This is a genomic window from Rhizorhabdus dicambivorans (assembly GCF_002355275.1).
Lineage (GTDB): Bacteria > Pseudomonadota > Alphaproteobacteria > Sphingomonadales > Sphingomonadaceae > Rhizorhabdus > Rhizorhabdus dicambivorans.
This window is the reverse complement of record NZ_CP023449.1, coordinates 565,182-578,465: the sequence shown is the minus strand read 5'-3', so window position 1 is coordinate 578,465 and position 13,284 is coordinate 565,182. Positions and strand designations below refer to the sequence as shown.

16 protein-coding genes are annotated in these 13,284 nt (G+C 69.6%); 11 read left to right on the top strand and 5 right to left on the bottom strand.

Features of this window, described 5'->3' with window-relative positions:
* Positions 1-40: 40 nt before the first annotated feature.
* Together CMV14_RS02755 and CMV14_RS02750 are read right to left on the bottom strand one after the other, a co-directional pair.
* Entirely contained in the window at positions 41-376 is a 336-nt protein-coding gene (locus tag CMV14_RS02755; RefSeq protein ID WP_066969552.1) for a cell division protein ZapA, read from the bottom strand.
* Positions 376-576 (bottom strand): hypothetical protein, encoded by a 201-nt coding sequence (locus tag CMV14_RS02750; protein ID WP_139114799.1) that lies wholly within the window; start codon positions 574-576, stop codon positions 376-378. The genes CMV14_RS02755 and CMV14_RS02750 overlap by 1 nt, the downstream gene beginning before the upstream one ends.
* A gap of 142 nt (positions 577-718) precedes the next feature.
* Here CMV14_RS02750 and tkt point away from each other — a divergent pair, with 142 nt between their 5' ends.
* From tkt to thiE, 8 genes are all read left to right on the top strand, one after another.
* Entirely contained in the window at positions 719-2,683 is a 1,965-nt protein-coding gene (gene tkt, locus CMV14_RS02745; RefSeq protein WP_066969548.1) for a transketolase, read from the top strand.
* A 25-nt stretch (positions 2,684-2,708) separates the two neighbouring features.
* Positions 2,709-3,716: a type I glyceraldehyde-3-phosphate dehydrogenase gene (gene gap / locus CMV14_RS02740; RefSeq protein WP_066969546.1), complete on the top strand. Its 1,008-nt coding sequence runs from the start codon at positions 2,709-2,711 to the stop codon at positions 3,714-3,716.
* Between the two features lie 117 nt (positions 3,717-3,833).
* The gene (locus tag CMV14_RS02735) at positions 3,834-4,289 is read left to right on the top strand and encodes an MOSC domain-containing protein (protein WP_066969544.1); all 456 of its coding nucleotides are present in this window, start codon (positions 3,834-3,836) and stop codon (positions 4,287-4,289) included.
* On the top strand, positions 4,289-5,482 hold the full coding sequence (locus tag CMV14_RS02730) for a phosphoglycerate kinase (RefSeq protein WP_066969542.1): 1,194 nt from the start codon (positions 4,289-4,291) through the stop codon (positions 5,480-5,482). Before CMV14_RS02735 ends, CMV14_RS02730 begins: the two co-directional genes overlap by 1 nt.
* Positions 5,483-5,484: 2 nt before the next feature.
* Positions 5,485-6,114, top strand: a complete 630-nt coding sequence (locus CMV14_RS02725; RefSeq protein WP_066969540.1) for a putative 2OG-Fe(II) oxygenase — start codon at positions 5,485-5,487, stop codon at positions 6,112-6,114.
* Positions 6,114-6,761, top strand: a complete 648-nt coding sequence (locus tag CMV14_RS02720) for a TIGR02466 family protein (protein ID WP_066969538.1) — start codon at positions 6,114-6,116, stop codon at positions 6,759-6,761. Before CMV14_RS02725 ends, CMV14_RS02720 begins: the two co-directional genes overlap by 1 nt.
* 69 nt (positions 6,762-6,830) lie before the next feature.
* Complete coding sequence (locus CMV14_RS02715) at positions 6,831-7,736, top strand: fructose bisphosphate aldolase (protein WP_066969537.1); 906 nt, start codon at positions 6,831-6,833, stop codon at positions 7,734-7,736.
* A 199-nt stretch (positions 7,737-7,935) separates the two neighbouring features.
* Positions 7,936-8,640 carry a thiamine phosphate synthase gene (gene thiE / locus CMV14_RS02710; protein ID WP_066969535.1) on the top strand — a complete coding sequence of 235 codons (705 nt, stop codon included), beginning with the start codon at positions 7,936-7,938 and terminating at the stop codon, positions 8,638-8,640.
* Between the two features lie 13 nt (positions 8,641-8,653).
* On the opposite strand, the gene CMV14_RS27355 is transcribed toward thiE, so the two are convergent.
* Genes CMV14_RS27355 through purD form a run of 3 tightly spaced genes read right to left on the bottom strand, consistent with a single transcriptional unit; the run spans position 8,654 to position 10,587 of the window.
* Complete coding sequence (locus CMV14_RS27355) at positions 8,654-8,779, bottom strand: hypothetical protein (protein ID WP_255250155.1); 126 nt, start codon at positions 8,777-8,779, stop codon at positions 8,654-8,656.
* The gene (locus tag CMV14_RS02705; RefSeq protein WP_066969533.1) at positions 8,776-9,255 is read right to left on the bottom strand and encodes a helix-hairpin-helix domain-containing protein; all 480 of its coding nucleotides are present in this window, start codon (positions 9,253-9,255) and stop codon (positions 8,776-8,778) included. The genes CMV14_RS27355 and CMV14_RS02705 overlap by 4 nt, the downstream gene beginning before the upstream one ends.
* Before the next feature lie 24 nt (positions 9,256-9,279).
* Entirely contained in the window at positions 9,280-10,587 is a 1,308-nt protein-coding gene (purD, locus tag CMV14_RS02700; RefSeq protein WP_066969531.1) for a phosphoribosylamine--glycine ligase, read from the bottom strand.
* On the opposite strand from purD, the gene xseA reads away from it, so the two are divergent.
* Genes xseA through CMV14_RS02685 form a run of 3 tightly spaced genes read left to right on the top strand, consistent with a single transcriptional unit; the run spans position 10,586 to position 13,279 of the window.
* Positions 10,586-12,076 (top strand): exodeoxyribonuclease VII large subunit, encoded by a 1,491-nt coding sequence (gene xseA / locus CMV14_RS02695; RefSeq protein ID WP_066969529.1) that lies wholly within the window; start codon positions 10,586-10,588, stop codon positions 12,074-12,076. The two genes, purD and xseA, sit on opposite strands and share 2 nt — an antisense overlap.
* Positions 12,077-12,092: 16 nt before the next feature.
* Complete coding sequence (locus tag CMV14_RS02690; protein ID WP_083216143.1) at positions 12,093-12,290, top strand: DUF2093 domain-containing protein; 198 nt, start codon at positions 12,093-12,095, stop codon at positions 12,288-12,290.
* A gap of 38 nt (positions 12,291-12,328) precedes the next feature.
* Complete coding sequence (locus tag CMV14_RS02685) at positions 12,329-13,279, top strand: M23 family metallopeptidase (protein ID WP_096367660.1); 951 nt, start codon at positions 12,329-12,331, stop codon at positions 13,277-13,279.
* Positions 13,280-13,284: the final 5 nt, after the last annotated feature.

Sequence of the window (13,284 nt, the reverse complement as noted above, 5' to 3'; positions counted from 1 at the left end):
TTCCATTCCGACCGCCGAGCCGTTGACCCGGAAAGATGCGCTACCCCGCCGTCCGCTCGATCTGGTCGGCGAGGCGCTCGACGCGCTCGGCGATGCGCTCGATCGCCACCGCATAGGCGGGATCGATGTCCGCCGGGGCGGGATCGGGTTCGTTGCGCGCCACCGCCGCCGCGCCGCGCAGGTCGTTGAGTTCGTCGGCGAGCAGCAGCGCGGAGAGCAGCAGGGTGCGCGCCTCGGTCATGTCGCCCAGCGCGCCGGTCAGCTCGGTCGCCTTGGCATCGACCATCCGCACCAGCGCGCGGAGATGGTCCTCCTCGCCGTCGCGGCAGCTCAGCTTGTAGCGGCGCCCGGTGACCTCGACATCGACATCGGCCATCAGTGGCTCCCCAGCAGGCGGTCGATCCGTTCGATCGCCGATTCGGTCGCCTCGCGCAGGGTGCGGTGGCGTTCGGCGAGACGGAACAGCGCCTCATTCTCGTCATGGCCGAAGGACGGCGCGGCTTCGATGCCCGCTTCCACGCGCGCGATGGCGCGTTCGAGGCGGCCCAGGGCCAAAATCAGGCGGCGGTCAGTCATCGATTCGAAGGCATAGCAGCACCGGCAGACCCTGCAAGCCATCCCCCAAGGTTGACGGTTGCGCTCCGGCACGACAAAGGGGCCGCGCGCATAAGACATACAGCACGCGCGCGATCCCAGCCGGTCTGCATAAAGGTAGAATATGACGATTGCATCGAGGCAGCTCGCCAATGCCATTCGCGCGCTTTCGATGGACGCGGTGCAGGCGGCCAATTCGGGCCACCCCGGCATGCCGATGGGCATGGCCGACGTCGCGACCGAGCTGTTCACCAAGCATCTGAAGTTCGATCCCGCCCAGCCGAAATGGGCCGACCGCGACCGCTTCGTGCTGTCGGCCGGCCATGGCTCGATGCTGATCTACGCGCTGCTCCACCTGACCGGCTATGCGCGCCCGACGATCGACGACATCCGCAATTTCCGCCAGCTGCACAGCCCCTGCGCCGGCCACCCCGAGAATTTCGAGCTGGCCGGGGTCGAGGCGACCACCGGGCCGCTCGGTTCGGGGCTCGCCACCGCGGTCGGCATGGCGATCGCCGAGCGCCACCTGAACGCCAGCTTCGGCGACGATCTGGTCGATCATTTCACCTGGGTGCTGGCCGGCGACGGCTGCCTGATGGAAGGCGTCAACCATGAGGCGATCGGCCTGGCCGGGCACCTCAAGCTCGGCCGCCTGATCGTGCTGTGGGACGACAACAAGATCACCATCGACGGCGCGGTCTCGCTCAGCTCGTCCGAGGACGTGCTCGCCCGCTACGCCGCGACCGGCTGGCATACCATATCGTGCGACGGCCATGATCCGGACAGCATCAACGCCGCGCTGGAGGCCGCCAAGGCCGATCCGCGCCCGTCGATCGTCCAGTGCACGACCGTCATCGGCTATGGCGCGCCGAACAAGCAGGGCACGTCGGCGACGCATGGCGCGGCGCTGGGCACCGACGAGGTTGCCGCCGCGCGCGACTATCTCGGCTGGACCGCCGAGCCCTTCGTCATCCCCGAGGACATCAAGGCCGCCTGGGCCGAAGCCGGCTCGCGCGGCTCGGCGGTGCGCAGCGCCTGGGAAGCGCGCCTCGTCGCCTCGCCGCAGCGTGCCGAGTTCGAGCGCCGCATGGCCGGCAAGCTGCCGGCGGATTTCTCGCTGCAGCCCTATCTCGACGATCTGGCCGCCAATCCGCAGAAGGTGGCGACCCGCAAGGCATCCGAAATGGTGCTGGGCGCGATCAACGCGCAGCTGCCCGAGACGCTGGGCGGATCGGCCGACCTGACCGGATCGAACAACACCAAGACCAAGGACCAGGCCCCGCTGACCGCCGACAATTATGGCGGCCGCTATGTCTATTACGGCATCCGCGAGTTCGGCATGGGCTGCGCGATGAACGGCATGGCGCTGCATGGCGGCGTCATCCCCTATGGCGGCACCTTCCTGGTCTTCTCCGACTATTGCCGCGCGGCGATCCGGCTGTCGGCGCTCCAGCAGCAGCGCGTCGTCTATGTGATGACGCATGATTCGATCGGCCTGGGCGAGGACGGCCCCACCCACCAGCCGATCGAGCATGTCATGAGCCTGCGCGCGATGCCGAACCTCGACGTCTATCGCCCGTGCGACGTCGTCGAGACCGCCGAATGCTGGGCGCTGAGCCTGGAGAAGGCCGACGGCCCATCGCTGCTCGCCTTGTCGCGCGAGGGCCTGCCCCAGCTGCGCACCGACGTCAGCGAGAACCGCTCGGCCAAGGGCGCCTATCGCCTGAAGGCCGCCGAGGGGCCGCGCAAGGCGGTGCTGATCGCCAGCGGCTCGGAGGTCGAGATCGCGCTGGCCACCGCGAAGAAGCTGGAAGAGGCCGGCCATGGCGCCGACGTCGTCTCGATGCCGAGCTGGGAGCGCTTCGACGCCCAGCCGGAGAGCTATCGCGACGACATCCTGCCCGGTGGCGTGCTGCTCGTCTCGATCGAGGCCGGCACGACGATGGGCTGGGAGCGCTATGTCGGCCGCAAGGGCCTGCGCTTCGGCGTCGACAGCTTCGGTGCTTCGGCCCCGGTCAAGGCGCTCTACGATCATTTCGGCCTGACGGCCGACAAGCTCGCCCCGAAGATCATCGGGGCGCTCAACTAAGAAAAGCTAGCAGGAGTTTCGGCACATGGCGGTGAAGGTTGCGATCAATGGTTTCGGGCGCATCGGGCGGAACGTCGCCCGCGCCATCCTCGAAAATCCGGGCTGCGGCCTGGAGCTGGTCTCGATCAACGACCTCGCCGACGCCAAGGCCAATGCGCGCCTGTTCAAGCGCGACAGCGTCCATGGCCCCTATAAGGGCACGGTCGACGTCGACGGCAACGACCTGATCGTCGACGGCAAGCGCATCCAGGTGACCGCCGAGCGCGATCCGGCCAAGCTTCCGCACGCCGCCAACGGCGTCGACATCGCGCTGGAGTGCACCGGCTTCTTCACCGATCGCGACGGCGGCCAGAAGCATCTCGACGCCGGCGCCAAGCGCGTGCTGATCTCGGCCCCCGCCAAGAATGTCGACCTGACGGTCGTCTACGGCGTCAACCACGACAAGCTGACGGGCGACCACAAGATCGTATCGAACGCCTCGTGCACCACCAACTGCCTGGCGCCGGTCGCCAAGGTCCTCAACGACGCGATCGGCATCGAGCGCGGCCTGATGACCACCGTCCACGCCTATACCAACGATCAGAAGATCCTCGACCAGATCCACGACGATCCGCGCCGCGCCCGTGCCGCCGCGATGTCGATGATCCCGACCACGACGGGCGCCGCCCGCGCGGTGGGCGAGGTGCTGCCCGAGCTGAAGGGCAAGCTCGACGGTTCGGCGATCCGCGTGCCGACCCCGAACGTCTCGATGATCGACCTGACCTTCACGCCGAAGCGCGACACCACCAAGGAAGAGGTCAACGCCCTGCTCAAGGCCGCCTCGGACGGCCCGCTCAAGGGCGTGCTCGGCTATACCGACGAGCCCCTGGTCTCGATCGACCTCAACCATGACTCGCACTCGTCGACGGTCGACAGCCTCGAGACCGCGGTGCTCGAGGGCAAGCTGGTCCGCGTGCTCAGCTGGTACGACAATGAGTGGGGCTTCTCCAACCGGATGGTCGACACCGCCGGCGCGATGGCGAAGTTCCTGTAAGGTGACCGCGGTCCCCCTCCTTCTCGTCGCCCCGGCGGAGGCCGGGGCCGCAAGAGGAAAGGGACCGCGCCTGCCCGTTACGGCCCCGGCCTCCGCCGGGGCGACGAGGGGCTGAGCATGCCCGGCCGGCTGATCGGCATCGCCCGCAAGGACCGTCCCCACGGCCCGGTGGAGGTGATCGACCATGTCGCGATCGGGCTGGACACCGGGGTGCATGGCGACCATCGCGGCGCGATCCGCCCCGGCAAATCCAACAGGCGCCAGGTGACGATCCTGCTGGCCGAGGACTGGACGGCGGCGCTCGCCGAACTGGGGACGCCGGTGAGCTGGGAACAGCGCCGGGCAAACCTGCTGGTCGAGGGGATCGCGCTGCCCCGCGAAGAGGGTGCCCGCGTCCGGATCGGGCAGGCGCTGCTGGAGATCACCGGCGAATGCGATCCCTGCCGCCGGATGGATGCGGTGGCCGACGGGCTGCAGCTGGCGCTCCGCCCCGAATGGCGCGGCGGGCGCACCTGCCGCGTGATCGAGGCGGGCGCGATCGCGCTTGGCGATAGTGTAGAGGTATCAGGATAATGGCTTTCAGGACGCTCGACGATCTGGGTGATGTGCGCGGCAAGCGCGTGCTGGTCCGCGAGGACCTCAACGTGCCGATGGAGGAGGGCCGGGTCACCGACGACACCCGCCTGCGCGCCGCCGCGCCGACCGTCGCCGAGCTGGCCGACAAGGGTGCGATCGTGCTGGTGCTGGCCCATTTCGGCCGCCCCAAGGGCGAGCGCAATCCCGATATGAGCCTGGCCCAGGTCACCCACGCCTTCCGCGACGTGCTGGGCCGCGACGTCCGCTTCGTCGGCGACTGCTGCGGCGAGCAGGCCGAGGCGGCGGTCGCCCAGCTGGAGCCGGGCGACATCGCGCTGCTGGAGAACACCCGCTTCCACAAGGGCGAGGAAAAGAACGACCCAGAGCTGGCGAAGGCGATGGCCAGGCTCGGCGATCTCTACGTCAACGACGCCTTCTCGGCCGCGCACCGCGCCCATGTCTCGACCGAGGGGCTGGCCCATCTGCTGCCGGCCTATGCCGGCCGATCGATGCAGGCCGAACTGGAAGCGCTGGAAAAGGCGCTGGGCAAGCCCGAACATCCGGTCGCGGCGGTGGTCGGCGGCGCCAAGGTGTCGACCAAGCTGGACGTGCTCAAGCATCTCGTCGCCAAGGTCGATCATCTGATCATCGGCGGGGGCATGGCCAACACCTTCCTGGCCGCGCGCGGCGTGGATGTCGGCAAGTCGCTGTGCGAGCACGACCTGAAGGATAGCGTGATCGAGATACTCGACGCCGCCGAAAAGGCCGAGTGCATCGTCCACCTGCCCTATGACGTGGTGGTGGCGAAGGAGTTCAAGGCGAACCCGCCGACCCGCACCGTCAACGTCCACGAGGTCGCCGCCGACGAGATGATCCTCGACGTCGGCCCGGCCGCCGTCGAGGCGCTGGGCGACGCGCTCAAGACGTGCAGGACGCTGGTGTGGAACGGGCCGATGGGCGCGTTCGAGATCGCCCCGTTCGACACCGCCACCGTCGCGCTGGCCAAGACGGCGGCGGCGCTGACCAAGGGCGGATCGCTGGTGTCGGTGGCGGGCGGCGGCGACACCGTCGCGGCGCTGAACCATGCCGGCGTGGCCGACGACTTCAGCTTCGTGTCGACCGCCGGCGGCGCCTTCCTGGAATGGATGGAAGGCCGCGAGCTGCCCGGCGTCAAGGCGCTAGAGGCCTGAGATTGGCCGAGCCGTCGCCCCAGCCGCGGCTCGTCCCTTTCTTCCCGACGCAGATCGTCATCGAATCCTGGCCCGGTTTCGAGGCCGGGGGCGCGGCGCTGCGCGACACCATCCTGGCGCGCCGCGCGGCCGATCGCGACCCCTCCCCCCGCTGGCGATCCACCCCGGACCTGCCGCACTGGGGCGGAGAGGCGGCGCGGGCGCTGTGCGACCATGTCCTGCGCCGGATCGACGGGATGACCGTCGACAAGGAGCAGCGGGCGGAGGGGCGCGGCTTCCGCTGGACGATGACGGGCTGGGCCGAAGTGCTCGACCGGCATGGGGCGATCGACCTGCGAAGCCATCCCGGCTCCAGCTGGACGGCGATCTGCGATATCGACGACGGCGGCGGCACGGAGGGCGGCGACCTGGTCTTCCTCGACCCGCGCTACCCGGCGGTACGGATGCCGATCCCCGAGCTGCGGCCCCGCCGCCGCGACGGCACCCCCGACCAGCATGAGGTGCGGATAGCCGCCCGCAGCGGCGCCATCGTGATGTTCCCGAGCTGGCTGATGCATGGCGTGCGGCCGTTCGACGGGGACCGGCCGCGCGTCTCGATCGGGCTGACCTTCCGCGCGGACTGGATCGGCTGATGGAGCCTCAGGTCCTATCGCTGTTCGAGACGCCGCTGCTGGCCGACATGCTGCCCGGCCACGAGACGATCAATCCGCAGCTGGCCGCCACGATCCGCGCCCGCCGCGCGCAGGACCCGGCCGGAATGCAGCGGTCGAACCGGCTGGGCTGGCACAGCGACACCGCGATGCTCGACTGGGGCGGCCCGGCCTTCCGGCCGCTGATCGAGCGGGCGATCGCCATCGCCAACGCCCAGACCGTCGACATCCGCCCAAAGGGCGCGACGCCGTTCAGCTGGTATGCCGAGGCCTGGGCCAATGTCTCGGCCCATGGCGGATCGAACCAGTTCCACTGCCATGCCGGGGCCTATTGGTCGGCGGTCTATTATGTCGACGACGGCTATGCGGGCTCGGCCGACCGGGCGCTGGGCGGGGAGCTGACCCTGGAGGATCCGCGCATGCCGGCGATGCTGATGGAGCAGCCGGGGCTGCGCCTGCGGCCAAGGCCCGAGGATCCGCTGGCCGAGCCCGACCAGCTGGTCCGGCCGCGATCGGGCCAGCTGCTGATGTTCCCCGCCTGGCTGCGCCATGGCGTCCGGCCCTATCTGGGCCCCGGGGAACGTATCTCGATCGCGATCAATCTGATCGCAATTCGCCCGGCCGGCTGACCGTCGCCGGTTGCCATCCCCGCCCAAGCTTGGCTAGGGGCACTGCACGCAGACAGGAGACAAGCTGACATGGTCGATCAGGTGATGGCGAAGAAGATCGCCGAGGGTGAAGGGTTCATCGCGGCGCTGGACCAGAGCGGCGGTTCGACCCCCAAGGCGCTCAAGGGCTATGGCATCGAGGAAGGTGCCTGGAACTCCGAGGAGGAGATGTTCGGCCTGATCCACGCGATGCGCAGCCGCATCATCACCTCCCCCGCCTTCACCGGCGACAAGGTGATCGGCGCGATCCTGTTCGAGCGGACGATGGACGGCCAGGTCGACGGCAAGCCGACCCCGCAGGCGCTGAACGCGCGCGGCGTCGTCCCCTTCATCAAGATCGACAAGGGGCTGGAGGACGAGAAGAACGGCGTCCAGCTGATGAAGCCGATGCCCGAGCTGGATGCGCTGCTGGCCCGTTCGAAGGCGCTGGGCGTGTTCGGCACCAAGGAGCGTTCGGTGATCAACCTCGCCAATCGCGAAGGCATCGCCGCCGTGGTCAAGCAGCAGTTCGAGGTCGGCAAGCAGGTGCTGGCCGGCGGGCTGATGCCGATCATCGAGCCCGAGGTGAACATCAAGAGCCCGGAGCGCGCCGAGGCCGACCAGATCCTGCTCGAGGAACTGCTGAAGGCGCTCGACGCGCTGACCGGCGACGACAAGGTGATGCTGAAGCTGTCGCTGCCGGTGAAGCCGGGCCTGTTCGACCCGCTGGTCGACCATCCCCGCGTGCTGCGCGTCGTGGCGCTGTCGGGCGGCTTTGCCCGGCCGCAGGCCTGCGTCGAGCTGGCGAAGAACCGCGGCGTGATAGCGAGCTTCAGCCGCGCCCTGCTCGAGGACCTGCGCGCCCAGATGAGCGACGCCGAGTTCAACGCGTCGCTGGGTTCGGCGATCGACGAGATCTACGCGGCATCGACCGACAAGGCGACCGTGGCGGCGTGAACCGGCTTTGGGGTGGGCCCCCGTCCCACCCTAGGGGTGTCACCCCAGCCCTTCGACTGCCTTGCAGGCGCTCAGGATAAACTTCGGCAAAGCCGAAGGCTGGAGTCCATGTCTCCATTCACCCGGGATGCCATCGCGAGAGGCAACAGACATGGATGCCAGCCTTCGCTGGCATGACGGTTTAGGGTAGAGCGGCACCATGACCGACGATTTCGACGATGACGACCTCACCCTCGACCCCGGCTTCGCCGATCGCTTCGAGCGCGACGACAGGCGCCCGCCGTGCAAGCTCTACCTGATCTCCCCGCCTGCGATCGACGCGGACTTCGCCGAGACGCTGGCCGCCGCGATCGACGCGGCGCCGGGGCTGGTCGCCGCCTTCCAGCTGCGCCTCAAGGGGATGGACGAACATCGCATCGCCGAACTGGCGCGCCCGCTGCAGGCGGTCTGCGCCTCACGCGAGGTGGCGTTCATCGTCAATGATTCGATCGGCCTGGCCAAGCGGCTGGATGCCGACGGCGTCCATCTCGGCCAGGAGGACGGCGATCCGCGCGAGGCCCGGCAGCTGCTGGGCGCCAAGGCGCAGATCGGCGTCACCTGCCACGACAGCCGGCACCTGGCGATGGAAGCGGGCGATGCCGGGGCCGACTATGTCGCCTTCGGCGCCTTCTATCCGACCGACACCAAGGAGACCGAGCACCGGCCCGAGCCATCGATCCTCGGCTGGTGGTCTACCCTGTTCGAGCTGCCCTCGGTCGCGATCGGCGGGATCACGCCGGACAATGCCGCCCCGCTGATCGCGGCGGGCGCCGATTTCCTGGCGGTGTCGGGCGCGGTGTGGAACGATCCGGCGGGGCCGGCGGCGGCGGTAAGCAGGTTCGCCGCGCTGCAGGGGATGGGTTAGGCAAGCCTCCCGCTCAATGCGGAGGCTGGAGGCAATCCATAAGCGGCGCAAACCACGCATCATAACCCGTAACGATGGCGGCTAGCGCGATCATCGAGACAAACAGGCCGACGCCGATCTTGATCGTGCGATCGCTCATCCCAGCTTGCCGAATTCCTTTTCGAATCCCGCCACGTCGTCCTGCTCCAGATAGCGGGCCTGATCGATCCAGCGATCGCGGAACAGGCGGCCCTTGAAGGCGCCAAGGCGCGCGTCGAGCTCGGCCGCCTGGCCGGGATCGAGCGCGGCGATCTGGGCGAAATGGCGGATGCCGATACCGTTGAGCACGCCCTGCGCCTTGGGGCCGAGCCCCTTGATCCGGGTGAGATCGTCGGCGGGCAGATCGGGGTGCGCGTCGACGCCGATCACCGGGCCCGCCATGTCGAGCACCGCCGCGGCAGCGCTGTCGACGACGCCATGGCCTTCCTTCGCGAGCGGAGCGGGCTTCGGCGCGGCCGGGGGCGGCGCGCTATCGCTCAGCTGGACGCGCTGGGTGGGCGTGCGCAGCAGCAGGAACAGCCCGACGACGGCCAGGACCGCGACCACGGCGGCGATGATGAGGGTGGTGTTCGACATTCCCCGTCCTTTCGAACTTCTGTTCTATCCGTCCAATGCGGCAGGGGCGGAAGCGTTCCGCTGCCGTGCCAATTCGCGCCAGCCGATGTCGCGCCGGCAGAAGCCGCTCGCGAAATCGAGCTCGTCGACCGCCGCATAGGCGGTTTCGCGCGCCTCGGCGATATCCTTGCCGAGCGTGGTGACGTTGAGCACGCGGCCCCCGTTCGCGATCAGCCAGCCGCCCTGCGACATGGCGGTGCCGGCGTGGAATATCTTCGCGCCCTTCGCCTCGGCCTCCTCGATCCGGCGGATCGCGCCGCCCTTGGCCGGGGTGCCGGGATAGCCCTTCGCCGCCATCACCACGGTCAGCGCGGTGTTGGGCGAGAGGCTGGGCGGTGCGAGCTCGGCGAGCCGGCCTTCGGCGACCGCCAGCATCAGGGTGATCAGGTCCTCCTCCAGCCGCAGCATCAGCACCTGGCATTCGGGATCGCCGAAGCGCGCGTTATACTCGATCAGCTTGGGGCCATCGGCGGTGAGCATCAGCCCGGCGTAGAGCACGCCCGAATAGGGGATGCCGGCCGCCGCCATCGCCCGCACGGTCGGCTCGACGATCTCCTTCATCGCCCGGGCTTCCAGCTCGGGAGTCAGCACCGGCGCGGGGCTGTAGGCGCCCATGCCGCCGGTGTTGGGGCCGGTATCGCCGTCGCCGACGCGCTTGTGGTCCTGCGCCGATCCCAGCGGGACGACGGTGGTTCCGTCGGTCAGCGCGAAGAAGCTCGCCTCCTCGCCGGTCAGGAACTCCTCGACCACCACCTCGGCGCCAGCAGCGCCGAAGGTGCCGCCGAACATGTCGTCGATCGCATTTTCCGCCTCGCGCCGGCTCTCGGCGATGACCACGCCCTTGCCGGCGGCGAGACCATCGGCCTTGATCACCACCGGCACGCCGAAGCTGTCGAGCGCGGCCTTGGCGGCGCCGGCATTGGTGAAGCGGCCATAGGCGGCGGTGGGGATGTCCTCCCGCCGGCACAGATCCTTGGTGAAGCCCTTCGACCCCTCGAGCTGGGCCGCCGCCTGGTTCGGCCCGAAGGTGAGGATGCCGTTCTCGCGCAGCAGATCGGCGAGGCCGGCGACCAGCGGCGCTTCCGGCCCGATCACCACCAGCCCGACATTCTCCTCGCGCGCGAAGGCGAGCACCGATTCGAGATGGGCAGGATCGAGATCGACGCATTCGGCATGCTGGGCTATGCCGGGATTGCCGGGCGCGGCGAACAGCTTGGTAAGCCGTTCGGATTGCGCCAGCTTCCAGGCCAGCGCATGTTCGCGCCCTCCAGACCCAAGCAACAGGACGATCATGGACGAGCTTCTCCCCGATGGCACCCCCCATGGGCAGCCGGCTGACAGGCCCCGCCTGTTAGCGGAGGAGTCGCCGGGCGACAACGCGCCTGCGCTCAGCGTGTCGGAATTGTCGGGCGCGCTGAAGCGGACGGTGGAGGACGCCTTCGGCCATGTCCGCGTGCGCGGCGAGATATCGGGCTTCAAGCGGCACAGCTCGGGCCATTGCTATCTGAGCCTGAAGGACGAGCGCGCCTGCATCGACGGGGTGATCTGGAAAGGGCAGGCCGCCGCGATGCGCTTCCGCCCCGAGGACGGGATCGAGGTGATCGCCACCGGCAAGCTCACCACCTTCCCGGGCCGCTCCAAATATCAGATCGTTATCGACCGGATGGAACTGGCCGGCCAGGGCGCGCTGATGGCGCTGCTCGACCAGCGCCGCCGCATGCTCGCCGCCGAAGGGTTGTTCGACGAGGGGCGCAAGCGCCCGCTGCCGTTCATGCCGAGGGTCATCGGTGTCGTCACCTCGCCCACCGGCGCCGTGATCCGCGACATCCTCCACCGGCTGGAGGACCGCTGCCCGACCCATGTCATCCTCTGGCCGGTCGCGGTGCAGGGCGAGGGTGCCGCGGCGCAGGTGGCGCGCGCGGTGCGCGGCTTCGGCGCGCTGGCGGAAGACGGGGCAGTGCCCCGCCCCGACCTGCTGATCGTCGGGCGCGGCGGCGGATCGATCGAGGACCTGTGGGCCTTCAACGAGGAGGAGGTGGTCCGCGCCATCGCCGAATCGCCGATCCCGGTGATCTCGGCGGTCGGCCACGAGACCGACACCACCCTGGCCGACTTCGCCGCCGACCGCCGGGCGCCGACCCCTACCGCCGCCGCCGAGATGGCGGTGCCGGTGCGCGCCGACCTCGCCCACCATGTCCGCGAGCTGGGCGCCCGCGCCGAGCGGCTGGCGCGCCGCTACAGGGAGCGCGCGGGCGAGCGTTACGACGCCATCGCCGATCGCTTCCCCGCGCTCGACAGCCTGTTCGCCGGCCAGCAGCAGCGGCTGGACGACATCGCCGAGCGGCTGCCGCGCGCGCTGGGCCAGCGCATCGCCCATGCCCGCAGCGACCTGGCCCAGGCGGCCGGCGCGCTGCGCCCCGCCCTGCTCGACCGCAAGCTCGAACGGGCGGGGGAACGGCTCGCCGCGATCCGGCTCAGCGACCGGCCGATCAGGATGAAGATCGAACAGGGCCGGCACCGGCTGGACGCGGTGTGGCGGATCGCCGAGCAGCTCCACCCCGACAAGCCGCTGCAGCGCGGCTATGTCCGCGTCGAGGCGCGCGGCGGCGGGGTGCTCACGGCGGCGGCCGAGGCGAAGGCGGCCGGGCTGCTCACCCTCCACTTCGCTGACGGCACGGTCGACGCGCGGGTTGAGAAGGACGGCGCACCGGCCTATGCGAAGCCCAAGGCCGCACCCAAGGCCTCCGACGAACAGGCCCCGCGCCAGCAGGACCTCTTCTGACGGAAGGACGGATATCATGCTCATGAACTCGGGCCGCGCGGCCAAGCTCCACTATCTCGCCAACGGCTTCCGCGTGCTGGTGCCCGGCGATCATGTCGTCTGCGGGGTTTCCGGCACGCCGATCGCGCTCGACGAATTGCGCTACTGGAGCGTCGCGCGGCAGCAGGCCTATCTGAGCGCGGTCGAGGCGACGAAGGCGGAGCAGCAGGGTTGAGATCAGGCCCGAATAGCCCCTCCCCTTCAGGGGAGGGGTTGGGGTGGGGCCTATCCTCCTCTCGACGCGGTGCCGGCGGGGAGGCCCCACCCCCGGCCCCTCCCCTCAAGGGGAGGGGGGATTTTCTTGTTGCCGTTGCCCTTTCATTACTCCCCCTCGCCGCCTGTGCACCCACCGTCACGCCGCCCCGGCCGCCGGTTCCGCCGCCCGCCGCCGCGCCCCGTATCGTCGAAGGCACCGACTTCCGCCTGTCGGGCGCGATCGAGCAGGGCGGGCTGGCGATGGGGATCGTCCCCGCCGCTATCCGCAGCCTGAGTTTCGATGGCCGGTCGATCGGCTTCGCCCCCGACGGCCGCTTCCTGGTCGCCTTCGACCGCGACGCCGCGCCCACCGCCCGGATCGAGGCGATCGCCGCCGACGGCACGATCCTGCGCCGCACGCTGAGCGTCGCCCCCCGCCAGTGGAAGATCGAATCGCTGCCGACCCTGCCGCGCGGCACCACGCCGACGCCGGAATTCCTGGCCCGCCGCAAGCTGGAGCTCGACCAGATCGCCGCCGCCCGCGCGATCGACAGCGGCAGCCAGGGCTGGCGCCAGCGCTTCATCTGGCCGGCGAAGGGACGGATCAGCGGCATATTCGGATCGCAGCGCATCTATGCGGGCGAGCCCGGCGCCTATCATGCCGGGGTCGACGTGGCGCAACCCGCCGGCACCCCGATCGTCGCCCCCGCCGACGGGGTGGTGATCCTGGCCGCCGCCGCGCCCTTCAGCCTGGAGGGCAATCTGCTGATGATCGACCATGGCATGGGGCTCAACTCGGCCTTCCTCCACCTGTCGCGGATCGACGTGAAGCCGGGCCAGGCGGTAAAGCAGGGCCAGCCATTGGGCGCGATCGGCATGACCGGCCGCGCCACCGGCCCGCACCTGCACTGGGCGGTCAAATGGCATGAGGCGCGGATCGATCCCCAGCCGCTGGCGGGGCCCCAGTAATTCCC

What these genes read in the sequence shown, in the direction of transcription:
- CMV14_RS02755 (WP_066969552.1), bottom strand. Translation starts at nt 376, where the DNA reads ATGGCCGATGTCGATGTCGAGGTCACCGGGCGCCGCTACAAGCTGAGC.
- CMV14_RS02750 (WP_139114799.1), bottom strand. Translation starts at nt 576, where the DNA reads ATGACTGACCGCCGCCTGATTTTGGCCCTGGGCCGCCTCGAACGCGCC.
- tkt (WP_066969548.1), top strand. Translation starts at nt 719, where the DNA reads ATGACGATTGCATCGAGGCAGCTCGCCAATGCCATTCGCGCGCTTTCG.
- gap (WP_066969546.1), top strand. Translation starts at nt 2,709, where the DNA reads ATGGCGGTGAAGGTTGCGATCAATGGTTTCGGGCGCATCGGGCGGAAC.
- CMV14_RS02735 (WP_066969544.1), top strand. Translation starts at nt 3,834, where the DNA reads ATGCCCGGCCGGCTGATCGGCATCGCCCGCAAGGACCGTCCCCACGGC.
- CMV14_RS02730 (WP_066969542.1), top strand. Translation starts at nt 4,289, where the DNA reads ATGGCTTTCAGGACGCTCGACGATCTGGGTGATGTGCGCGGCAAGCGC.
- CMV14_RS02720 (WP_066969538.1), top strand. Translation starts at nt 6,114, where the DNA reads ATGGAGCCTCAGGTCCTATCGCTGTTCGAGACGCCGCTGCTGGCCGAC.
- CMV14_RS02715 (WP_066969537.1), top strand. Translation starts at nt 6,831, where the DNA reads ATGGTCGATCAGGTGATGGCGAAGAAGATCGCCGAGGGTGAAGGGTTC.
- thiE (WP_066969535.1), top strand. Translation starts at nt 7,936, where the DNA reads ATGACCGACGATTTCGACGATGACGACCTCACCCTCGACCCCGGCTTC.
- CMV14_RS27355 (WP_255250155.1), bottom strand. Translation starts at nt 8,779, where the DNA reads ATGAGCGATCGCACGATCAAGATCGGCGTCGGCCTGTTTGTCTCGATG.
- CMV14_RS02705 (WP_066969533.1), bottom strand. Translation starts at nt 9,255, where the DNA reads ATGTCGAACACCACCCTCATCATCGCCGCCGTGGTCGCGGTCCTGGCC.
- xseA (WP_066969529.1), top strand. Translation starts at nt 10,586, where the DNA reads ATGGACGAGCTTCTCCCCGATGGCACCCCCCATGGGCAGCCGGCTGAC.
- purD (WP_066969531.1), bottom strand. Translation starts at nt 10,587, where the DNA reads ATGATCGTCCTGTTGCTTGGGTCTGGAGGGCGCGAACATGCGCTGGCC.
- CMV14_RS02690 (WP_083216143.1), top strand. Translation starts at nt 12,093, where the DNA reads ATGCTCATGAACTCGGGCCGCGCGGCCAAGCTCCACTATCTCGCCAAC.